The organism is Hafnia alvei (genome assembly GCF_900095695.1).
GTDB classification, from domain to species: Bacteria; Pseudomonadota; Gammaproteobacteria; order Enterobacterales; family Enterobacteriaceae; genus Hafnia; species Hafnia alvei_B.
In genome coordinates, this window is the sequence record NZ_FMIQ01000081.1 from 1 (window position 1) to 21,436 (window position 21,436).

General features: G+C 46.8%; 18 protein-coding genes and 1 pseudogene. 9 read left to right on the forward strand and 10 right to left on the reverse strand.

What is annotated here, in order from left to right; translation table 11 throughout:
• From BN1044_RS21255 to BN1044_RS21265, 3 genes are all read right to left on the reverse strand, one after another.
• On the reverse strand, positions 1–2,061 hold a 2,061-nt coding region (locus BN1044_RS21255), incomplete at its 3' end, for a type VI secretion system Vgr family protein (RefSeq protein ID WP_072310351.1).
• A gap of 222 nt (positions 2,062–2,283) precedes the next feature.
• The gene (ppsR, locus tag BN1044_RS21260) at positions 2,284–3,105 is read right to left on the reverse strand and encodes a posphoenolpyruvate synthetase regulatory kinase/phosphorylase PpsR (RefSeq protein ID WP_072310352.1); all 822 of its coding nucleotides are present in this window, start codon (positions 3,103–3,105) and stop codon (positions 2,284–2,286) included.
• 117 nt (positions 3,106–3,222) lie between these two features.
• Positions 3,223–3,570 carry a DUF3024 domain-containing protein gene (locus BN1044_RS21265; protein WP_061554605.1) on the reverse strand — a complete coding sequence of 116 codons (348 nt, stop codon included), beginning with the start codon at positions 3,568–3,570 and terminating at the stop codon, positions 3,223–3,225.
• Between the two features lie 528 nt (positions 3,571–4,098).
• On the opposite strand from BN1044_RS21265, the gene ppsA reads away from it, so the two are divergent.
• Positions 4,099–6,474 carry a phosphoenolpyruvate synthase gene (gene ppsA, locus BN1044_RS21270; RefSeq protein WP_072310353.1) on the forward strand — a complete coding sequence of 792 codons (2,376 nt, stop codon included), beginning with the start codon at positions 4,099–4,101 and terminating at the stop codon, positions 6,472–6,474.
• 517 nt (positions 6,475–6,991) lie between these two features.
• Here the strand turns inward: ppsA and ydiK are convergent.
• Positions 6,992–8,092 (reverse strand): AI-2E family transporter YdiK, encoded by a 1,101-nt coding sequence (gene ydiK / locus BN1044_RS21275; protein ID WP_072310354.1) that lies wholly within the window; start codon positions 8,090–8,092, stop codon positions 6,992–6,994.
• Between the two features lie 696 nt (positions 8,093–8,788).
• Here ydiK and ydiJ point away from each other — a divergent pair.
• The 3 genes from ydiJ (at position 8,789) to zntB (ending at position 13,403) form a co-directional block, all read left to right on the forward strand.
• Positions 8,789–11,845 carry a D-2-hydroxyglutarate dehydrogenase YdiJ gene (ydiJ, locus tag BN1044_RS21280; RefSeq protein WP_072310355.1) on the forward strand — a complete coding sequence of 1,019 codons (3,057 nt, stop codon included), beginning with the start codon at positions 8,789–8,791 and terminating at the stop codon, positions 11,843–11,845.
• Complete coding sequence (menI, locus tag BN1044_RS21285; RefSeq protein ID WP_072310356.1) at positions 11,842–12,261, forward strand: 1,4-dihydroxy-2-naphthoyl-CoA hydrolase; 420 nt, start codon at positions 11,842–11,844, stop codon at positions 12,259–12,261. The genes ydiJ and menI overlap by 4 nt, the downstream gene beginning before the upstream one ends.
• 134 nt (positions 12,262–12,395) lie before the next feature.
• Complete coding sequence (gene zntB / locus BN1044_RS21290; protein WP_211095773.1) at positions 12,396–13,403, forward strand: zinc transporter ZntB; 1,008 nt, start codon at positions 12,396–12,398, stop codon at positions 13,401–13,403.
• A 383-nt stretch (positions 13,404–13,786) separates the two neighbouring features.
• Here the strand turns inward: zntB and ttcA are convergent, their stop codons facing one another.
• Positions 13,787–14,725 (reverse strand): tRNA 2-thiocytidine(32) synthetase TtcA, encoded by a 939-nt coding sequence (gene ttcA / locus BN1044_RS21300; protein ID WP_072310359.1) that lies wholly within the window; start codon positions 14,723–14,725, stop codon positions 13,787–13,789.
• Positions 14,726–14,863: 138 nt separating this feature from the next.
• A pseudogene (locus tag BN1044_RS24245) lies at positions 14,864–14,965 on the reverse strand (site-specific integrase); the annotation flags it as partial.
• 256 nt (positions 14,966–15,221) lie between these two features.
• Between BN1044_RS24245 and BN1044_RS21305 the strand changes: the two are divergent.
• Positions 15,222–15,602, forward strand: coding sequence for a hypothetical protein (locus BN1044_RS21305; protein ID WP_139130991.1), 381 nt, complete (start codon positions 15,222–15,224; stop codon positions 15,600–15,602).
• Between the two features lie 168 nt (positions 15,603–15,770).
• On the opposite strand, the gene BN1044_RS24140 is transcribed toward BN1044_RS21305, so the two are convergent.
• Positions 15,771–15,902 carry a hypothetical protein gene (locus tag BN1044_RS24140; protein WP_282100183.1) on the reverse strand — a complete coding sequence of 44 codons (132 nt, stop codon included), beginning with the start codon at positions 15,900–15,902 and terminating at the stop codon, positions 15,771–15,773.
• Between the two features lie 388 nt (positions 15,903–16,290).
• Between BN1044_RS24140 and BN1044_RS21310 the strand changes: the two genes are divergently transcribed.
• The 4 genes from BN1044_RS21310 (at position 16,291) to BN1044_RS21325 (ending at position 18,901) form a co-directional block, all read left to right on the forward strand.
• The gene (locus tag BN1044_RS21310; RefSeq protein ID WP_072310361.1) at positions 16,291–16,797 is read left to right on the forward strand and encodes a GNAT family N-acetyltransferase; all 507 of its coding nucleotides are present in this window, start codon (positions 16,291–16,293) and stop codon (positions 16,795–16,797) included.
• A gap of 140 nt (positions 16,798–16,937) precedes the next feature.
• Positions 16,938–17,699, forward strand: coding sequence for a helix-turn-helix transcriptional regulator (locus BN1044_RS21315; RefSeq protein WP_072310362.1), 762 nt, complete (start codon positions 16,938–16,940; stop codon positions 17,697–17,699).
• Entirely contained in the window at positions 17,699–18,499 is an 801-nt protein-coding gene (locus BN1044_RS21320; protein WP_072310363.1) for a PhzF family phenazine biosynthesis protein, read from the forward strand. Before BN1044_RS21315 ends, BN1044_RS21320 begins: the two co-directional genes overlap by 1 nt.
• A gap of 27 nt (positions 18,500–18,526) precedes the next feature.
• On the forward strand, positions 18,527–18,901 hold the full coding sequence (locus tag BN1044_RS21325) for a RidA family protein (protein ID WP_072310364.1): 375 nt from the start codon (positions 18,527–18,529) through the stop codon (positions 18,899–18,901).
• Between the two features lie 56 nt (positions 18,902–18,957).
• Here the strand turns inward: BN1044_RS21325 and BN1044_RS21330 are convergent, their stop codons facing one another.
• From BN1044_RS21330 to ompC, 3 genes are all read right to left on the reverse strand, one after another.
• Complete coding sequence (locus tag BN1044_RS21330; RefSeq protein WP_072310365.1) at positions 18,958–19,374, reverse strand: DUF2000 domain-containing protein; 417 nt, start codon at positions 19,372–19,374, stop codon at positions 18,958–18,960.
• Between the two features lie 220 nt (positions 19,375–19,594).
• Complete coding sequence (locus tag BN1044_RS21335; RefSeq protein ID WP_072310366.1) at positions 19,595–19,876, reverse strand: hypothetical protein; 282 nt, start codon at positions 19,874–19,876, stop codon at positions 19,595–19,597.
• A 268-nt stretch (positions 19,877–20,144) separates the two neighbouring features.
• Positions 20,145–21,287 (reverse strand): porin OmpC, encoded by a 1,143-nt coding sequence (gene ompC, locus BN1044_RS21340; protein WP_072310367.1) that lies wholly within the window; start codon positions 21,285–21,287, stop codon positions 20,145–20,147.
• Positions 21,288–21,436: the final 149 nt, after the last annotated feature.

A 21,436-nucleotide genomic window follows, 5' to 3' on the forward strand; every position in this document is an offset into this window, starting at 1 on the left:
GCCGCTTCCGCCGCTTCCGCCGCTTCCACTGCCTCCTCCGGATCCTCCGCCATCACCAAATCCACAGCCGCCGTCTTTGCATTTTTCACACTCTTCACAATAGGGGGCTTCGGCTTCAAATGTTTCTAACTGGGCCGGCGTCAGCGGTGGCGGCACGGCTAATTTCAGCGCCTCGAGAGGGGATTTTATCGAGAGCGCAGAGCCGCTTCCCGCGGAGCCCGAGCCGATGTGTACCCCTGCTGACATATAGATCCCAGACGGGTTGAGCGTGATAAATTTCCCACCGGCTTTGAGGGTTAACTCGGTTCCTGCGTCAATGACTACTTTGCTGCCTGCGCTGTAGTGAATTTCTTTACTGGCCTTCACGATGTGCGATTTGCCGATTTTTTGTTGCAGGCTTGCGCCGATCTCTAATGAGACATCACCGCTGATTTTGCTGCGCATTTCTCCTTGAATGATTTCATGGCGGTCGCGGGTTAGCTCGGTGATCTGGTCTCGTTCTATTTTGTGGTGCTGGTCGCGCAGAATTTGCCATTGCGCATCGTTTTCAACGCGGGCGTGAAAGTCTTTTTGGGCGCGTAAATAGAGCTCTTCTTTGCCTGAGCTATCTTCGAAAGAGAGTTCGTTATAGCCTTGGCCTTTTAGCGTTTTACTGCGCAAAACCGTTTTGGTTTTATTAGCAGGCAAGGCATACGGTGGATGATTGAGCGCGTTGTAGGTCATTCCGGTGACGATAGGGCGATCGACATCGCCGTTAAGGTAAGAAACGATCACTTCTTGCCCGATGCGCGGGATCGCCATCATGCCGAAGCCGCTGCCGTTCCAGCCTTGTGATACGCGTATCCAGCACGAGGCTTTTTCATCTGCGGGGTTGTAGCGATCCCAGTGAAAATGCACGCGAATGCAGCCATCTTCATTAACGTAAATCTCTTCACCGGCCGGCCCCACCACGGTCGCCACTTCATCGCCATCGGCGGTGGGTTTGTAGCGGTAGGGCGCGCGCCAATCAGTTTTTCCCGGAATGAAGCGAAAATGATTCGTCAGCGTGGTTCCCTGATGACGCTCGCCGTTATCTTGCTCAAGCGCTTCAGGCATTTTGCCATGATGTTCAATGGCGATGATTTGCCATTTGTCGTTCATCGCAGCGACGGGATGCTCGGTAAGCGTGAAGATTTCTCCGGGCATCAGGGCGGCACAGTTAGACTGACCGGTTCCCGTGCGGCTGTCGGCTTGCAGCTGCTCAATACGATATTTGGTTAACGGGGTTGCCTCGCCGTCGTTTTGAAAACGGCCATAGCTTTCAAACACTGAGAACGAAGTGGGCTTACGCGCGCTGCCGCTAGGCCAGCCATCGAGCTGCAAACGGTCGGCAGGGTTGAGATAGTTACGGTCTTTTTGCACGGTTTTTTGCGGGCGCATGTGGGCCCCAAAGCGCCATTGAGAGACGATATCGCCAGAAACTGCGCCTTTGGGATGGGGGTTATAGGTCAGCGTGCTGCCCGTTACCATGCCTAAATAGCTGTCGCTATAGCACAACCCTTTGGGTTCAAACCAGAAGACAAAACCTTCTTCTGCTGCCATGCGGGTGAAGAACTCGAAGCCCGACTCGCGTTTTTGTGTCACATACTCATGAACTGGATGGGTATCCTTCATCATCACGCAACTGGCCTGGACGCAGTGCTGCTTGAGTAATTCCGTTAGCAGGTCAGGTACGGATTTTTGGTGATAAATGCGGCTGTCTTGGTCGAGCGTCATCACCCACATGGCGGGGCGTACGGTGAGATAATAATAGGTGCGGCGAAAACCAGAATCGCCCTGTTCGGCGCTGGTGACCACGCCGGTGACGATGCGTTTAACATCGCCATCTACGGTAATGGTCAACACGGCACTTTGTAGCAGTTGTGACTGCATATCGATGCTATCCGACGTGCTGACCAACGTGAGGGTGAGCGTGAACAGCTCAGATAGGCCCTCGCTCAAATTGAATTCAGCAACGTCAAACGTCTCAATCGGCAGGTCGCCGATTTGACAAGAAAAATAGAGACCCGTATCCATTGGCATGGTGCAACGTTCCTTATAGAAACTCTATTGGGGAAGTAGAAAATCGTGAGGGGGAAAATATCGTGCTTGGTGGGCTTTGTATGCAGTTAATTAATTATGCTAATGATTTTAACTATTTGATTGTAATGAATATTAATGATTGTTTAATGCAGATTTAATGATGGGGCAGCAAAGGTATAAACGCCGAGCAGCCAACCTCGGCGTTTTTATAGAATAGATGAACTAATACATCCGCCGGCTCAGCCCCAGCGTATCGAGGATCTTGGTGGCAATCTCTTCAACTGAATGATTGGTGGTGTTGAGGTAGCGGATTTGATTTTTGCGATACAAGGCTTCAACTTCGGCTAATTCTAGTCGGCACTGGCGCATCGAGGCATAGCGGCTGTTTTCTCGGCGGCCTTCGCGGATCGCGGCAAGTCGGTCAGGGTTTATCGTTAGGCCGAAAAGCTTATGTTGATAGGCTTTAATCGCGGGCGGCAGTTGGAGGTTATCCATGTCATCGGCGGTAAAAGGGTAGTTTGCGGCGCGGATACCGAACTGCATGGCGAGATAAAGGCTGGTAGGCGTTTTTCCACAGCGAGAAACGCCGAGTAAGATGACCTGAGCCTGATCGAGATTACGCAGTGAAATGCCATCATCGTGCGCTAACGTGTAGTCAATGGCGGCGATACGGGCATCATACTTTAATAAGTTATGCTCAGTCAGACCGTGGGTGAGGTTTGCGACGTGAACCGGATTCATCCCTAGTTCATCTTGCAACGGCGCCACCAGCGCCCGAACGATGTCCTGACAAAACCCTTTGCTACTGTGAATAATTTCGCGAATTTTGGGTGAGACAATGGAATAGAACACCAGCGGGCGTGATCCGGTGCGCTGGTAGATATCGTTAATTTGCTGGCACACGGCTTCGGCGCGAGTTTCAGTTTCTACAAAGGGTAAGGTAAATGAGGTGATGTCGACGGGAAATTGTGACAGTACTGCGTGTCCGAGAACCTCGGCGGTGATTGCCGTACCATCTGAAATATAAAATACGCTTCTTTCCACTCCGCGCTCCTGTAGGGACTTTTCTGACGTAGTTCCTACTCTAGCGCACTCACATTTTATTTACATATTTTATATTTCAAACTGCAGGGTGCGAAAGCATGCTTTAGCGCGAGGCTTTTAACCGAAGAAGCAGCCAAATTCATCGCGATCGACAATACGCATGGCAATGCTGAAAGACGGTACGGCATCGTCTTGATAAAGATGCCACTCGGCATTAGGGCGCATCCAGTAGAGGGTCCATTGTTTGGAGTCTTCTACATAGGTCACCTTTATAGAAGGCTGTTCAACCATTTTGGTTTTTTTACCTTCGTCTGAGGCGTGTAGCTCAAAAATGTCGATGTCATGGCCCGTAATCCGATATGAAAGGTCGTTTTCATGGCGCAAATTTTCTGCAGGGCGACGCTTCGATAAAAATAAATCCATACAGCGTTTAATATCTTGGAGCTCTAAATCGGTAAAAATCATGGCAATAACCTTAAATGTAAAATCTTTTGCTGTGATGTTTAAATAGCTAACTCGATAGAACGGGATAAAAACAGATACGGGTGGTGACGGACCGATCAGCCAGAAGGATAACGTTCGAGGGGAAAACGTGTCAGGAACTCATTCACTGATGATAATTATTGAATGCGTTTAATTACTGAAATTGACTAATCACGCAGTAAATTAACACTAAAATTGATTAATAGCTATCCAAAGCCATCTGTCCTGTGGTTTTTCAGTTTTATCTGTTTGGATATGGACTAATTAACCAAGGAAATCGTTTGCTTGTATCAAACCGATTGTCCTTCAGCTTTCTATGGCTTTTTGCTGACGGATTTCAGCCATCCTGAGTATAAAAGTGCGGTTTGAAGAAAATTCATGATATTCACCAATAGGTGGATCGATTCACCTGTCTTGGCGAAACCCCACATTGTGCTAGTCTGAAAACGCCGGATTTACGGCCACAATTATTTTCTGTACCCATCTTTGAATGTGAAAAGGATTGTCTCGATGTCTAGTAATGGCCCTGACTTGCATAACGTGCTTTGGTACAACCAGCTCGGCATGCACGATGTTGATCGGGTGGGGGGCAAGAATGCCTCTCTGGGAGAAATGATCACCAATCTGTCTGAACTTGGTGTTTCGGTGCCTAATGGTTTTGCTACTACCGCACAGGCATTCAATGATTTTCTGGAACAAAGCGGTGTTAACCAACGTATTTATGATTTGCTGGATAAGACAGATATTGATGACGTGACACAACTGGCCAAAGCGGGCGCACAGATCCGTCAGTGGGTAGTAGAAACGCCATTTACTCCAGCCTTAGAGCGTGACATTCGCAGTGCCTATCAGCAATTGGCACAAGATAATGCCGATGCCTCTTTTGCCGTCCGTTCATCTGCAACGGCTGAAGATATGCCTGACGCATCGTTTGCCGGTCAGCAAGAAACTTTCCTCAACGTTCAAGGTATCGACGCGGTGATGGTCGCGGTGAAGCATGTTTTTGCCTCGCTGTTTAACGATCGCGCCATTTCTTATCGCGTGCATCAAGGCTATGACCACCGCGGCGTAGCGCTTTCGGCGGGTGTTCAGCTGATGGTGCGTTCCGATTTGGCGGCTGCGGGTGTGATGTTCACCATTGATACCGAGTCAGGCTTCGATCAGGTTGTTTTCATTACTTCAGCCTACGGTCTGGGTGAAATGGTGGTGCAGGGGGCGGTAAACCCTGATGAGTTTTACGTTCACAAACCGACGCTGCAAAAGGGTAAACCTGCGATTGTGCGTCGTACGATGGGATCGAAGAAAATTCGGATGGTGTATGCCGCAAGCCAAGAGCACGGCAAACAGGTTCGCATTGAAGATGTTGAAGAAAACGCACGTAATCGCTTTAGTTTGAACGACCATGAAGTGGAGCAGTTGGCGCATCATGCGCTGATGATTGAGCAGCACTATGGCCGTCCGATGGACATTGAATGGGCGAAAGATGGGCACACTGGCAAGCTGTTTATCGTTCAGGCACGGCCAGAGACCGTTCGTTCCAACGAACAAGTGATGGAGCGCTACCAGCTGACGGGCCACAGCGAAGTGCTAACCGAAGGCCGTGCCATCGGTCATCGTATTGGTGCTGGGCCGGTAAAAGTGATCCATGACATCAGTGAAATGAACCGTATTGAACCGGGCGATGTGCTGGTGACAGATATGACCGATCCCGATTGGGAGCCGATCATGAAGAAAGCATCGGCCATTGTCACTAACCGTGGTGGACGTACTTGTCACGCGGCGATTATTGCGCGTGAACTGGGTATTCCTGCGGTGGTGGGCTGCGGTGATGCCACGGAACATCTGCGTGACGGCCAGAAAGTCACGGTTTCCTGTGCCGAAGGCGATACCGGTTATGTTTACAGCGATATGCTGGACTTCACGGTGCATAGCTCTCAGGTTTCAACCATGCCCGATTTGCCGTTGAAAATCATGATGAACATCGGTAATCCCGATCGTGCCTTTGACTTTGCTCGTTTGCCTAACGAGGGCGTTGGTCTGGCGCGCTTGGAGTTCATCATCAACCGCATGATTGGCGTGCATCCACGTGCGCTGCTCGAGTTTGACCAGCAAGACGCTGAGACTCAGGCCGAAATTAAGCAGATGATGCAAGGCTATGATAGCCCAGTCGAGTTTTACATCGGCCGTTTGACGGAAGGGATCGCGACGCTGGCGGCTGCATTCTGGCCAAAACGCGTTATCGTGCGTCTGTCTGATTTTAAGTCCAATGAATATGCCAATCTGGTTGGCGGCGAACGTTATGAGCCACATGAAGAAAATCCAATGCTGGGGTTCCGTGGCGCTGGCCGTTACGTTGCAGAGAGCTTTAAAGACTGCTTTGCGTTGGAATGTGCAGCGGTAAAACGCGTACGTAATGAGATGGGACTGACTAACGTTGAAGTGATGATCCCGTTCGTTCGTACGGTGGCGCAGGCCGAAGCGGTGGTTAAGCAGCTGGCTTCGGAAGGGCTTAAACGTGGCGAGAACGATCTTAAGGTCATTATGATGTGTGAAATCCCATCAAATGCCCTGCTGGCGGATCAGTTCCTTGAACATTTTGATGGTTTCTCTATTGGTTCCAATGATATGACTCAGCTAACGCTGGGGTTGGATCGCGATTCCGGTGTGGTTTCTGAGCTGTTTGATGAACGCAATGATGCTGTTAAGGCATTGCTTTCCATGGCTATCAGAGCGGCTAAGGCTCAAGGGAAATATGTTGGAATTTGCGGGCAAGGGCCTTCAGATCATGAAGACTTCGCACGTTGGTTGATGGATGAAGGTATTGATAGTTTATCCTTAAATCCAGATACGGTAGTTCAAACTTGGATTAATTTGTCAGAGAAATAGATTCGGCTATAAATTAGACGAATCTAAAATCGAGCGACTGTTTTATACAGTCGCTTTTTTAATTTAAGATGTTTTTGATGATTTGTTAGGCTGGGAAAATTATAAAAAAAAGCCCATCATAGGGAGATGGGCAAAGACTACACACAGCAATTCGGTAAGAAGTTACGCTTGAACAAAGCGGCTCTTTTAGGGGTACTTAGCAATCTAAGTTACTGAACATGATAGGTATGCTGGCTTAGATCGTCTTTAAGAATCATCTGAATCAGAATGGGTTATATTATATAACCCATTTTTAGTTATTACGATAGTTTGTTTTTGGCATATTTAAGAATAATCTCTAATGGTTGGAAAATTAATCATAAATAAAAAAGACAAATATTTATTTATGATTAATTTAAGAGAGAACTTAAGGATATTCTTAATTGTGTCGCTTGCTGTTGCAAATAAGCGTTATGCGGAATCTTAATTAAAAACGGGGCCATTGGCCCCGTTGCAATATATCTGCTATTAACTGTTGTTACAGTTGGTCTAATTCACGTGCCACCTGTTCGGCGTCTTTTACCGGCTCCGGTGCTTCATGTACCCATGCAGAGACCAAGCGATAAGAAACGGCAAGCACCACCGGACCGATAAATAGACCTATCATGCCGAAAGCCAACAGGCCGCCGATAACGCCAGACAAAATGAGGATCATTGGCAAATCTGCACCCATGCGAATAAGTGCAGGACGCAGGAAGTTGTCCAGCGTACCTACCACACAGCTCCAGACTAATAGCACCGTCCCCCATGTGGTATCACCGCTCCAATATAGCCAGATGATGGCGGGGATCAGTACTAACAACGGTCCAAGCTGCGCCAAGCAGCAAATGAACATGAGCACCGTGAGCAGCGTGGCGTAGCCAATCCCGCTAATCGCCAAGCCAATACCGCCGAGAACCGATTGAACAAGGGCGGTAACCACCACCCCGAGCGCAACGGCGCGGATCGCTTGAGCTGCAAGCACCACCGCCGCATCGCCACGTTCTGAGCCTAGACGAACCGCAAAGTGGCGAATACCTAAGGCGACATCTTCGCCGCGGCTATAGAGCAGTGCGCTAAATAGCAGCATAAGTGAACAATGCAATACGAATGAACCGACATGCGCGGCCTGCGCAACAAACCACGTGATGGTTTGGCCAATGTAAGGCTGTATTTTGGCGATAATAATGCTGCCGCCACCGGCTAGCATTGAATGCCAGCTGTTATACAGTTTGTGCCCAACGGCAGGAATGCTTTTTAGCCACAGCAGATCGGGAATAGACCAGTTTTTCGCGGACGATGCCCACTCAAGAACAGGGCCGCTATTATCGATAAGGCTGCCTATCACGAGTGCAATAGGAATAATGAAGAGTAGCAGTAATAATAATGTCATGAGCAACACCGCAATCCAGCGTTTGCCCCAAAATATATTCTGCAATTTAATGAGCACTGGCCAAGTTGCGATAACAATCATGCTGGCCCATGCAAATCCAAGAATAAATGGTCGTACCACCCAAAGGCAGGCGACAATCATTAACGATACAAACAAAACCCCGAACATAATGCGGGGGAGATCGTATTTGTGCTGCGGTTTATACATTTGAAATCCATCCTAAAATAGAACATTGAGTTCCCTATGCCTATGATGACCCATCATGGGTAAAAACCCTAGCGTCACTATGTAAGAAAGCATAGCAGGTGGATGTTATTTAAGCGTGGATATTCAATCTAATAAGCCTATACCTCACTGCAGATGAATGCGATGAGCGAGAGACTTCCTGAGTTGTCATTTAGTTGCTGGTGAAATAATGGACGATAAACGCCACCGTAGTGACTGCTGCAAAAAGCTGAGCACAAAATTCCACAGAGGTTTTAGGGAAATAAGACATAAAATGCACCTAATGAGATAATCAGAGTTGCAGTATCCATTTCGAACCTTAAAGAAACATTAAGAAAACTGAGATTCCGATTTTATATGCAAAGTGAGAAGGCGCAGGCGTTCAGTCGAATGTTCGACTAAGCTCCCGCTTAGGCAGTGATATGTTTTGCATAGTTGCAATCGCATTGTTATCAAAGGGTAAATTTTGTTGCTACTGACATCGGCATCCACGCTTTTTTTGTGATAGCTTCTAAGGCTCACGCTTTGTACTTAAGCCATTCAGCGAAGCGCATGAATAATAAAAAAGGGTGGATCTGCCTTTCAGATTCAGGAACTGCGCATAGGTGCAGACAGTTTTGATGTAAGCAAGCTTTGATAAGCCTTATTTGATAAGCAACCATGACAGGGTTGAGACGGATGATCCCACAAATTTCGCAGGCACCAGGACTCGTTCAGCTGGTGCTAGATTTCTTGCAAACGCTGAAAAATAACGGTTTTACCGGCGACATGGACACCAGCTATGCGGCGCGCCTAACCATGTCCACCGATAACAGTATTTATCAACTGTTGCCCGATGCGGTGTTGTTTCCGCGCTCCACGCCGGATGTGGCATTGATTGCTCGCGTAGCAGGAGAAGAACGCTATCGTTCGCTGGTGTTTACCCCGCGCGGCGGCGGTACGGGAACGAACGGACAATCGCTAAACCGTGGCATTGTGGTGGATATGTCTCGCCACATGAACCGTATTTTGGAGATTAATCCGCAAGAAGGGTGGGTAAGGGTTGAGGCTGGGGTTATCAAAGATCAGCTTAATCAATATTTAAAGCCTTTTGGCTACTTTTTTGCCCCCGAACTTTCTACCAGTAATCGTGCCACACTCGGCGGAATGATAAACACCGATGCTTCAGGGCAGGGTTCACTGGTGTATGGCAAAACCTCTGACCATGTATTGGGGCTGCGAACCGTGTTGCTAGGCGGTGAGCTTCTCGATACAGCCCCCGTTCCGGTTGAGCTGGCGGAAAACCTTGCACAAAGTGGCTCGCAAGGAGGGAGAATCTATCGCGTAGTGGTGGACTCCTGCCGAGAAAACCGCGCGCTGATTATCGATAAATTCCCCGTGTTAAACCGCTTTCTAACGGGCTACGATTTGCGTCACGTGTTTAGCGATGATATGCAAACGTTTGACCTGACACGCATTATCACAGGCTCTGAAGGAACCTTGGCGTTTGTGACCGAGGCCAAACTCGATATTACCCCGATCCCGAAAGTGCGGCGTTTGGTGAATATTAAATATGACTCCTTCGATTCTGCGCTGCGTAACGCTCCCTATATGGTTGAGGCGAAAGCGCTGTCGGTAGAAACCGTGGATTCACGGGTTTTGAATCTGGCGCGTGAAGACATTGTTTGGCACTCCGTTAGCGAAATGATTTTGGATGTTCCCGATAAAGAGATGCTGGGACTCAATTTCGTTGAGTTTGCCGGTGACGATCTCATGTTGATTGATGCGCGTGTTGCATCATTATGCCAACGCATGGACGAGCTGATGGCGGCACAGCAGGCCGGGGTGATTGGCTATCAAGTTTGCGAGGATCTTGCGGGTATTGAGCGTATCTACGCGATGCGGAAAAAGGCGGTGGGATTACTGGGAAATGCGAAGGGGCAGGCCAAGCCGATCCCTTTCGTGGAAGACACCTGCGTGCCACCACAGCATCTGGCCGATTATATTGCTGAGTTTCGCGCGTTGCTCGATAGCCACAATTTAACCTATGGCATGTTTGGTCACGTGGATGCGGGCGTTCTGCATGTTCGACCAGCCTTAGATATGTGCGATCCTCAGCAAGAAATGCTGATGAAAACGCTATCCGATAAGGTCGTTGAGCTCACGGCCAAGTACGGCGGCTTGCTGTGGGGTGAGCATGGTAAAGGTTTTCGTGCTCAATACAGCCCTGAGTTCTTTGGCGACGCGTTGTTTACCGAACTGCGTCGTATTAAAGCCGCATTTGATCCTGACAACCGCCTGAATCCGGGGAAAATTTGTTCTCCACTCAACTGCGATGAGCCAATGATGCAGGTCGATGCCCAAAAGCGTGGAACCTACGACAGACGCATTCCGCTTCAGGTACGAACAGAATATCGTGGTGCGATGGAGTGCAACGGCAATGGCCTGTGCTTTAACTTTGATGTGCGTAGCCCCATGTGCCCGTCAATGAAAATCACCGGCGATAGAATTCATTCCCCTAAAGGCCGAGCAACGCTGGTGCGTGAATGGCTACGGCTGCTTTCCGAGCAGGGAGTAGACCCGTTAACGCTTGAGCAAAAATTGGGTGAGCGCACTACAGTACGCGGAATGATCGAAAAAACGCGTAATTCTTGGCACGCCAAAAAAGGCGAATACGATTTCTCGCATGAGGTCAAAGATGCCATGTCAGGCTGTTTGGCCTGTAAAGCCTGTTCAACCCAATGTCCGATCAAAATTGATGTTCCCGGCTTTCGAGCCAAGTTTTTACAGCTGTACCACACGCGTTATCTGCGGCCTGTACGCGATTATTTGGTCGCCGGTGTTGAAAGCTACACACCGCTGATGGCGAAGGCACCGAAAGTATTTAACTTTTTCTTCAGCCAGCCGTGGCTACGTAGTATGAGTGAAAAACGTGTTGGCATGGTGGACTTGCCTTTGCTGTCGACGCCGACGCTTAAGCAGTCGCTAGCAGGGCACAGTGCCTATCAAACCAACTTGGAACAGCTCGAAAAACTGGGTGAGCAAGATCGTCAGCGCCATGTGTTGATCGTGCAAGATCCCTTCACTACATACTATGACGCTCAAGTGGTGGCCGATTTTGTCCGTTTGGTTGAACGCTTAGGATTTCAGCCCGTTCTGCTACCGTTTTCGCCTAATGGTAAGGCGCAGCATATCAAAGGCTTCCTGACTCGTTTTGCAAAAACCGCACAAAAAACGGCAGATTTCCTCAATCGCGTTGCGCGCTTGGGCATGCCGATGGTGGGTGTCGATCCTGCTTTGGTGCTGTGCTATCGCGATGAGTATCGTGAGATTTTAGGTGAGCAGCGCGGAGATTTCAGCGTGCAGCTGGTTCATGAGTGGCTGCAAAAAGCGCTGCCTCAGCCGCAGGAAACACCGCCACAAACGGGTGAATCGTGGTATTTGTTCGGTCATTGCACTGAAACGACGGCCTTGCCCGCCAGCACACAGCAGTGGCAGAAAATATTTGCCCGTTATGGCGCGACTTTGGAAAATGTTAGCGTTGGATGCTGTGGAATGGCGGGAACTTACGGCCATGAAAGTAAGAATCTGGCTAACTCGCTGGGCATTTATGAGCTATCGTGGCATCAGGCACTGCAACGCTTGCCGCGTCAGCGCTGTCTTGCTCCGGGATATTCTTGCCGCAGCCAGGTTAAACGCATTGAGGGAAATGGATTACGCCATCCTTTACAGGCACTTTTGGAGATTGTTCGATGATTTGGAAACGTGCAGCAACGCTTGAGCAGCTTAATCAAACCGGTGCGGATTGTATGGTCGGCCATCTTGATATCCAAATTACCCGCATGGGTGATGATGAACTCGAAGGAACGATGCCGGTCGATCGCCGTACGACGCAGCCTTTCGGTCTGCTGCATGGCGGGGCTTCCGTGGTATTGGCTGAAACGCTAGGCTCGCTGGCTGGTTATCTGTGCAGTGAAGGCAAGCAGCAGGTAGTTGGGCTTGAAATTAATGCCAACCATATTCGCTCGGTGCGTGAAGGTCGAGTTCGTGGGGTGTGTAAAGCAGTACACGTTGGCCGACGCCATCAGGTATGGCAGATTGACATTTTTGATCAGCAAAATCGCCTATGTTGCACGTCTCGGCTAACGACAGCGGTGATTGACCCCGCCTAAAGAATGATAATTATCGCTACGCCCTTTAGCCAAACTGAAGGGCGTATTTATTTGCGTGATATGTTGAGCGAAATTTCTCTGAAGGTTTAAATTTCAAAACGTTAAGGCTAGTATTAGATATAGTTTTTTTGCTACTGAAAGAGGGTGCCGTGACAGATACTAATGTCATTTCGGGTGAACAGTTAAAAATTCAGGATGCTGTTTATGCTTTGCAGCTCGACGGCAAAGGCGGCAGCGTTCCTGTTACGGATCTCACGCAGGCAACCTGCGAACATCCTTGCTGGCTGCATTTGGACTATGCTCGCCAAGAAACCCAGCGCTGGCTGACAAACTCTGTGCTGTTACCTGACTCCGTTCGCGAGTGTCTGGCTGGTGAAAGCATGCGTCCACGGGTGACTCGCTTGGGCGATGGCACCATGATTACGCTGCGTAGCATTAACTTTAATAATGATTCGCGCCCCGATCAATTGGTGGTAATTCGCCTGTATATGACGGGTAAATTGGTGGTGTCGACCCGCCATCGTAAAGTGTATGCCATTGACGAAGTGCTGACCGATCTGCAAAACGGCACCGGCCCGGTGAGCAGCGGTGATTTGTTAGTACAGGTCGCCGATGCGTTAACTGACCATGCCAGCGAATTCATTGAAGATCTGCATGACAAAATTATCGATCTGGAAGACAACCTGCTCGATCAACAGGTTCCTGAGCGTGGACAACTCGCACTGATCCGTAAGCAGCTGATTGTGCTACGTCGCTATATGGCTCCACAGCGTGACGTTTTTGCCCGCTTGGCCAGCGAACGTTTGCCGTGGATGACCGATGACGACCGCCGTCGTATGCAGGATATTTCAGATCGTCTTGGCCGTGGCTTGGATGATTTAGACGGCAGCATTGCGCGTACCGCAATTTTGGCCGATGAAATTTCGAACCTGATGGCGGATGCGATGAACCGTCGCACCTATACCATGTCGTTGCTGGCCATGCTTTTCCTCCCCACCACGTTTTTAACCGGGTTGTTTGGGGTAAACTTAGGCGGTATTCCCGGTAATACTTCGCCGGTTGCGTTTGCCACGTTCTGCTTTTTGCTAGTTTTATTGTGTGTTTTCGTTGTGGTCTGGTTAAAACGCAGTAAATGGTTGTAAATACTCTCGGCGGAATTTTTGTGGCAAATCAAAGAAATCGGCATGAATGACCAAAACAGCCCGCGATATTGAGCCATATCAACATTTATCCTTTAGAGGTAGGGCAAACTTCATTTCGCAGGTGAATGCAACGCCAAGCGATGGGCGTTGCGCTCCATATTGTCTTACTTCCTAATTTTTTGAATTATTGCATAGCACATTTAATTCGTAACATGCCGACTTTTAGTCGGCATTTTTTTTGCCTGCACGGAGTAACTGTATATAAATACAGTTACCCGAGAAAAAGAGACAAACAACGTGAATTTAGCTCTTATTACGCGCTGTTTTGAATTTTAAGTATAAAAAAACGCCACATAAGCGGCGTTCACTTTATCAAAAAGTCTTTATTTCACTTCAACGACGTCCAAACGTACCGCGTTGTCAAAGTTTGGTGCATCTTCATCATCGGCTAATCCAACGGGGATTAGCGGCAGTTCTTCGCGGTCAAACGCCAAATCACCGCCGTCGACAACTTCGCCGCCGTGCTGAATGCCTTTAAAATCAAACAGATTAATATCAGCAAGATGCGAAGGTACTACGTTCTGCATCGCGCTAAACATGGTTTCGATGCGGCCAGGGTGACGACGATCCCAATCACGCAGCATATCTTTGATGACCTGACGCTGTAGGTTCGGCTGTGAGCCACACAGGTTGCAAGGAATGATTGGGAAAGCACGCGCCTCAGCGAAACGTTCAATATCTTTCTCGCGGCAGTAAGCCAGCGGGCGAATAACAATGTGTTTACCGTCATCGCTCATCAATTTAGGTGGCATACCTTTCAGCTTGCCGCCGTAAAACATGTTTAAGAACAGCGTTTGCAGCATGTCATCACGATGATGGCCTAACGCAATCTTGGTAGCGCCCAGTTCGGTCGCGGTGCGGTATAGGATCCCACGACGTAAGCGAGAGCAAAGTGAGCAGGTGGTTTTACCTTCTGGAATTATTTCTTTCACTATTCCATAGGTATTTTCTTCTACGATTTTATATTCCACGCCGATGCTGTCTAAATACGCAGGCAGGATATCTTCGGGGAAACCGGGCTGTTTCTGATCAAGATTCACAGCGATCAAGCTGAAATTGATAGGGGCGCTTTGTTGCAGGTTACGCAGGATTTCCAGCATGGTGTAGCTGTCTTTGCCACCGGATAAGCAAACCATAATACGGTCGCCTTCTTCGATCATGTTGTAATCGACGATGGCTTCACCCACATTGCGGCGCAGGCGTTTTTGTAGCTTGTTAAGATTGTATTGTTCTTTTTTGTTGATGGTTTGTTCTTCTGACATTGAATATGTATCCGGTGTTATGAGGCTCGCAGGGCTAGGCTCCCAACGCGCAATAGTCATTTTCTGGTCTGGCAGGCTCAGGCTTGATGAGCAAAGCCCACAGCATCCAACCTACGCGTTTATCGCCAGTTCTACTTCGTGGCCTGTATGGTACGGATTACGGCGACGAATTCCAGCGAGTTTTACTGCTTTGTTCCACAAAGCACTGATAGCAGAAATGGAAGCGTGCGGGTTTTGCTTGTGTATGGTTGGTCTGAGCATCATTTTTAAACCCCAGAGCTGTGTTATTCGCCGTGTTGGAATGCTATCTGCTGCAATCAATGTCCACAATCGGTGAACTAACATTGATCTGCCTAAGTAAATGCTGCACTGCTTCATTTGTTTTCGGTACATCGCGGATAATTAACAAAAAAATGCCTACACAAAAAATGTATAATTGGGCTAATAGCAATAGCATGGTTGTCATATTGATATGATTTATAGGGTTTTAGTTATATTGCTAACGTTGTTTACACTCAGTGCTTGTATCGTACAAGAGCCTAAAGATATTTCGCTAGACGATGCTGCAATTATGGTTAATGACACTGATGTGAAAAATGACGGTATGGTAAAAAATCAATTTGGTGTGACAACGGGAGCCCGTTGTTTAGAGACTTTAAGCTTTTTGATTAATGAAGATCCAAAGAAATACAATGGGTTTGCTGGGGCCTACCATGACCTAGCTGAGAGATATCGATTTTTAAATGAAAACAGCGCTGTTATGGATCCTGATGCTCGTGAAATGTACTCGATGTCACTCAGTATGAGAAAAGACTTACTTTGCTCTAAGCTGAGATTTGCAGGTTATCAGCTTATAAAAGATAAAATGAATTTTTAACAATATATGCCATGCTCTTTCAACTAATATGAAAGCAATAAAAATTCACTACTAGGCTAAACAGGCTATAGAGTGGCTTTGGGTTTTAGATAAAAATTTTTGCTCTATGTTTCCTTCACTTTATGAATAATTACTATTCAAACCCTCCCGCAAGAGGGCTTATATATGTTACGCGCAATACCCGCCTTTATGATGAGAACCTGAACCACCATACGGATGTTCGCCTTTTGGGCACGCAATTGCTGATGCAGAAGCGGTTCCAAGGATTGCTACGATCAATAATGCTAAAACTTTTTTCATTAATCCGTCCTTAATTAATATCGAATTCATTTGCAATGGATATGTTTTATTACTAACTATAAATATCCACACAATGAGTGTATAGATTTATTGCTTAGCAATCGATTAGAAAGTAGTAAATAAATTAATATTTAGTTATCTAATTTAAGTGGTGAAATCATTGATCACTCATAAATTAATTCTTGTGGTGAATTTGTTATCGCGATAATTATTGTTAAATGGATTAGTTACTGTGGGGTAATAAGAGCAGTGCTCGGCTACATAAGCTTAATGAATAACAAAATGGAGAGAGCGATCGTTGTTTGGTGACATCCAATTACTGACGTAAAAATAGATAAAATGTATAATTTAAGTGTTTTTTATATAACTCACACAGAGAAACACACCAATGACCATAACGCTTCGTCATGAAACGCCGCAGGATATCGATACCATAGAATCAGTCACTGCCAGTGCATTTTTAAACGCGGAACATACCGATCATAACGAACATTTGATTGTTAACGCACTCAGAAATGCTGGGGCACTCACGCTTTCGCTGGTGGCGTTGGATGCTCAACGCATTGTGGGGCATGCTTCTATCTCGTCTGTCATCATTAGCAGCGGTGATTCAGGTTGGTATGGTCTCGCTCCGGTTTCCGTTGTCCCAGATTATCAGGGGAGAGGGATTGGCTCTGCGCTGGTTGAGCAAATTCTGAGTGAGTTAAAATCCCTCGATGCCGCAGGATGTGTTGTACTCGGCGATCCGGCGTTCTATGGCCGCTTTGGATTTGTTGCCGACGATTCATTGGTCTTGCCTGGGGTTCCGGCTGAATATTTTCAGGCCTTGGCATTTAAAGGGCGGGTTCCTGTTGGCGACGTTGAGTTTCATCCTGCTTTCAGCGCAACGAACTAGATTTATCCGAACTTACGCGCCACAAGGCCTGAGCGGTGGCCTTAGGGCTTTTTCAACATAATGTTGAAAATATGATTTTTCGTTGATATTGTATTCATCATTCTCTGTATGCGTCTCGGCGCTATCTGGTATTAGCCTCTATGAAGACTTCGGTTAACAATGCTTGTATTTCTGATGTCACTGATCCTGTCATCATCAGTGAACGTACACTAGTTGTTAAAGTATTACGCAGTGCGTTGCAAATGCTGGGGTGCGTTGTTGGGCGCAATACCGAAGTCGTATTGCATGATCTGACGAATCCTCAGAACTCAATACTGGCAATTGCGAATGGACATGTTTCTGGGCGTCAAATTGGCAGCTCTGTTTTGGCTGGGCCGCAAAATGACAGGGGCTTTTCTGCCGTGATGCAGGAGATCCAGGATGTTTCAAACGATGAGCCTTCTGTGGTGGGGGGTTATGATACGTTGACTCGTTCTGGCAAAAAGCTGCGCAGTGCAACTGTGGTTTACCGTGACGCCCAGGGACATCCATTTGCCAGTTTGTGTGTTAATTCTGACATTAGCGGTATTGAAGCGGCTCAGGCGTGTTTAGCTCAGCTTTTAGCGACTGGCATGCAGCCTGAAAATCAGGTGTCGGAACCGCCCGACATGGAATATCTGATGACGGAAATTATTCAGGGTGCAATGCAGCATAGTGGCACTAAAAACGGTGTCATGAATAAGAAGGCCAAGCTTGAGGCTGTTCGCCAAATGCAGGATCGCGGCATATTTATCGTGAAAGGTGGAGTAGAGAAGGCCGCAAAGGCGCTGGGCGTGACTCGCTATACAATTTATAACTATCTGGAAGAAATCAGACAGAGCCAAACTGTCGCCAAGACTCAGACATCATCGAGGAAAAAATAATGCAAATTGAAATCTTTCAGGTAGATGCTTTCACTGCTCGTGCGTTTGGGGGTAATCCTGCAGCCGTATGTCCGCTAGAAGAATGGCTGGATGACAACACGTTGCAGCAGATTGCGACTGAAAATAATTTGTCTGAAACTGCGTTTTATGTGCGTAAAAATGAAATTATAGAGCTTCGCTGGTTTACCCCGTTGGTTGAGGTTGATCTCTGTGGCCACGCGACGCTAGCGACGGCTTGGGTCTTGTTCAACCAGTTCGATGAAAAAAGCCGTGTATTGAATTTTTCAACGCGCAGCGGTGTGCTGAGCGTGACCCGAGACGGCGATTTTTTAGCAATGGATTTTCCTGCTAAGGATCCTATTCAGGTTGATATTCCTGATGGGCTTGCTCAGGCACTCAATCTATCCGTGCCTATTCGTGAAGTTTACAAAGCAGATGACTACATTGTGCTGGTGGATTCGCCAGACGATATTGAAACCCTTGAGCCAAACTTTTCTCAGCTCGCTAACTATCCCGTGCGCGGCGTAGTCGTTACGGCGCAGGGAAGTCAGTTTGATTTTGTTTCGCGTTGGTTTGGGCCCAACGTTGGTGTCAATGAAGATCCTGTCACCGGCTCTGCGCATACGTGTTTGGCTCCGATTTGGGCTCGGAAAATGGGTAAGAGCGTACTGACAGCTCAGCAAGGCGGAAAAAGAAAAGGGCAGTTACGTTGCCAATTGCATACCCACACCAACGGAAAGCCACGCGTTATTATCAGTGGGCAAGCGGTGCTTTATCTTCATGGGACGATAACAGTTTAATTTCTAACTTGCCTATAGGTGAAAACAATGACGACAAATATTCATCGCTTTGCCAGTGAATTGCCTTTTCCGTTCGCTAAAGCCGTACAAGCTGGGGATTTTCTGTTTTTATCTGGACAGGTATCGATGTCTGCAGAAGGCAAACCGGTTTACGGTAGTGTTGCTGAACAAACTGAAAATATCATGCAAAGCATCGTGAAAACATTAAGCGAATGTGGCTCAGATTTAGATTCAGTGGTTAAAGTGACAGTCTGGCTATCAGATATGAAACATTTTGCAGAATTTAATCAAGTTTACGCTACCTATTTCAAGCACGGTTTCCCTGCTAGATCGGCAATAAGCTGTGATCTTGTTATGGGATTAGATGTTGAGGTCGAAGTACAGGCCGTCGTTAAAAAGTAATCGAGAATTAAAAAATAAAGGTCTGCTAATTTGCAGGCCTTTATTTTTTGGTGATGCTATTTATAAACTGAAAACTTCTTGGTAATAGGTTTTAGTGCTTCAGTATCACCAAACAATGCAATTGCAATAAAGTCTAACTTATCAAGTTCAGTATTAAGCGTGTCTGAAATCTGCTGTTCAGCGGAGTGGGAAAGCATGGTGCTGGTGAAGAAATTATAAGTAATTCCTGCTTCGTTAGCCTTTTGAGTTGCCGTGGCGAGTTGACTGCTATTTTTAGCCTGTAAGACAACCACTGGATAATGGCTCAAATTAGCTTTTAATCTGCTGCTGGCATTTTGATATTCATCAAAAATATTTTCATCGGTGCAATTCGTGATCCCGGAACTAAGATGGCAGGCCGCATTCATCAATGTGCTGACTTCATGGTTTCGATTAAGAATAACATAAAGCTTCTTTTCGTTATCTTCGTACATTTTGTTTTCTCATCTAGATATATACCATTAATATATACAATCAAATGAACTCATTCAATTATTATATTTAAATTCTCATTGATGAAAACTTTATCTTGGATGTAAGAACGAGGTGTTTTAAAAAGGATAATCGTTTTTAGTTAGAATGTTAGTAGGGGGATATAACGGTGTACAAAAAGGTAATCCGCAGCAAATATAGGATATAAGCTGCGGCATAAAATCAGCCTTGATGTGGCATCAATGAGGGATCTGCAACCACGGCGGGTTTATGGCTAGTCAGAGACTGCTCATCTTGAGCAATACTTCCGCTATTATCGGCCCAGGTGCCTTCCATTGTTTTTGTAATGTTCTGATGCTGGTAGTTTAAATCTTGGTTTTGGGCTGCAATGTGCGTGCTTTCTGTACCGCCGCTGTTATCAGCCCATGGGATCTGCATGTCTGCGGCGAAGGCGGTACTGGCTGTTACTGTAGCGAATACCACAGATAAAATGAGCTTTTTCATATAATACCTTATTTTCGTAGTTACAATATATTTACAAGGCATCCATTGCTGTATTAAGAAATTCCGTATTTGATGCGTTTATTTTCGCGCTTATCGACTATGAATAAAATCCATTAAATGTAGCCTTGTGTATGTATTCGTTTCATTTATGAAATATATAAGTCTATTGTATTTTTAAATCTAAAACCCATTGAGTATTTGTTTAGGTAACGCAGCGAAAATAAAAAAGCCACCCGAAGGTGGCTTTTAGTCGAACGTAGGAAATAGGTTAGAACTGGTAAACTAAACCAACAGCGACGACGTCATCGGTAGAAATACCGTTGTCTTTGTAGAAGCTATCGTCGTTGTCCAACAGGTTGATTTTATAATCAACATAGGTAGACATGTTTTTGTTGAAGTAATACGTTGTACCCACAGATACGTATTTCACCAGATCTTTGTCGCCAATGCTGTTTGCTGCTGATTGCGTGTTGGCGGTGTACAGATCTTTACCCTTTGACTGCAGGTAGGAAACTTCAGGACGCAGACCAAAATCAAACTGGTATTGTGCGGTGACTTCAAAGTCTTGAGTTTTGTTTGCAACCTGATTGGTGTCGCCATCGCCATATGGCGTCATGTTGTTAGTTTCAGCATACATAGTTGCTAAATAGACGTTGTTAGCATCGTATTTAAGACCGACAGTCCATGCGTCAGCTTTGTCGCCGCGAGCGGTGGATAAGTTACTTTGCTGGTCAGTACGATCGGAAGAAGCGTAGCTTGCGCCAGCGCTAATACCCATACCGAAATCATAGGTTGTTGATAAACCGTAACCGTCGCCGTTTTGGTGCTGAACATCACGCGAGTTGTTGCTCAGTTTTTCATTGTCATTGTTAGTACCGTCGTTTTTACCTTGGTACTGTACAGCAACGTTCAGGCCATCGGCTAAACCGAAGAAACCGTTGTTACGATAGGTTGCAACGCCGTTTGCACGACCCGTCATGAAGTTATCAGCCTGAGTATAAGAGTCGCCCCCGAACTCTGGCAGCATATCGGTCCAGCCTTCAACGTCGTACAGCACGCCATAGTTACGGCCATAATCGAATGAACCGTAGTCACCGAACTTCAGGCCAGCAAAACCCAAACGAGTGAAGTTGCCGTCGCTGCCGTTGCCTTCCGTATTATTAGCCTGAACGTTATATTCCCACTGGCCGTAGCCGGTCAGTTGGTCTGTAATCTGAGTTTCGCCCTTGAAGCCAACACGCACATATGACTGGTCGCCATCTTTGCTTGAGTCATCAGAGAAATAGTGCAAACCATCAACTTTGCCGTACAAGTCTAATTTATTGCCGTCTTTATTATAAACTTCTGCTGAGTGAGCTGCGCCTGCTGCCAACAGAGCGGGAATAACCATCGCCAATACTTTTCTTTTCATGATAAAATCCTTGTTATTTTTCGTGTGAATAATAAGCACTTAATCATAGGTTTTAATAAATCATTACAGCCATTAGATGCTAACGATTAAGTTCCATTTATCTGAAAGTGTAATTTGTAATAAGATAGATGAAAGTAATAATGAAAATG

Coding starts and splice junctions, on each gene's coding strand:
- BN1044_RS21265 (WP_061554605.1), bottom strand. CDS start 3,570: ATGATTTTTACCGATTTAGAGCTCCAAGATATTAAACGCTGTATGGAT.
- ppsA (WP_072310353.1), top strand. CDS start 4,099: ATGTCTAGTAATGGCCCTGACTTGCATAACGTGCTTTGGTACAACCAG.
- ydiK (WP_072310354.1), bottom strand. CDS start 8,092: ATGTATAAACCGCAGCACAAATACGATCTCCCCCGCATTATGTTCGGG.
- ydiJ (WP_072310355.1), top strand. CDS start 8,789: ATGATCCCACAAATTTCGCAGGCACCAGGACTCGTTCAGCTGGTGCTA.
- menI (WP_072310356.1), top strand. CDS start 11,842: ATGATTTGGAAACGTGCAGCAACGCTTGAGCAGCTTAATCAAACCGGT.
- ttcA (WP_072310359.1), bottom strand. CDS start 14,725: ATGTCAGAAGAACAAACCATCAACAAAAAAGAACAATACAATCTTAAC.
- BN1044_RS24140 (WP_282100183.1), bottom strand. CDS start 15,902: ATGAAAAAAGTTTTAGCATTATTGATCGTAGCAATCCTTGGAACCGCT.
- BN1044_RS21310 (WP_072310361.1), top strand. CDS start 16,291: ATGACCATAACGCTTCGTCATGAAACGCCGCAGGATATCGATACCATA.
- BN1044_RS21315 (WP_072310362.1), top strand. CDS start 16,938: ATGAAGACTTCGGTTAACAATGCTTGTATTTCTGATGTCACTGATCCT.
- BN1044_RS21320 (WP_072310363.1), top strand. CDS start 17,699: ATGCAAATTGAAATCTTTCAGGTAGATGCTTTCACTGCTCGTGCGTTT.
- BN1044_RS21325 (WP_072310364.1), top strand. CDS start 18,527: ATGACGACAAATATTCATCGCTTTGCCAGTGAATTGCCTTTTCCGTTC.
- BN1044_RS21330 (WP_072310365.1), bottom strand. CDS start 19,374: ATGTACGAAGATAACGAAAAGAAGCTTTATGTTATTCTTAATCGAAAC.
- BN1044_RS21335 (WP_072310366.1), bottom strand. CDS start 19,876: ATGAAAAAGCTCATTTTATCTGTGGTATTCGCTACAGTAACAGCCAGT.
- ompC (WP_072310367.1), bottom strand. CDS start 21,287: ATGAAAAGAAAAGTATTGGCGATGGTTATTCCCGCTCTGTTGGCAGCA.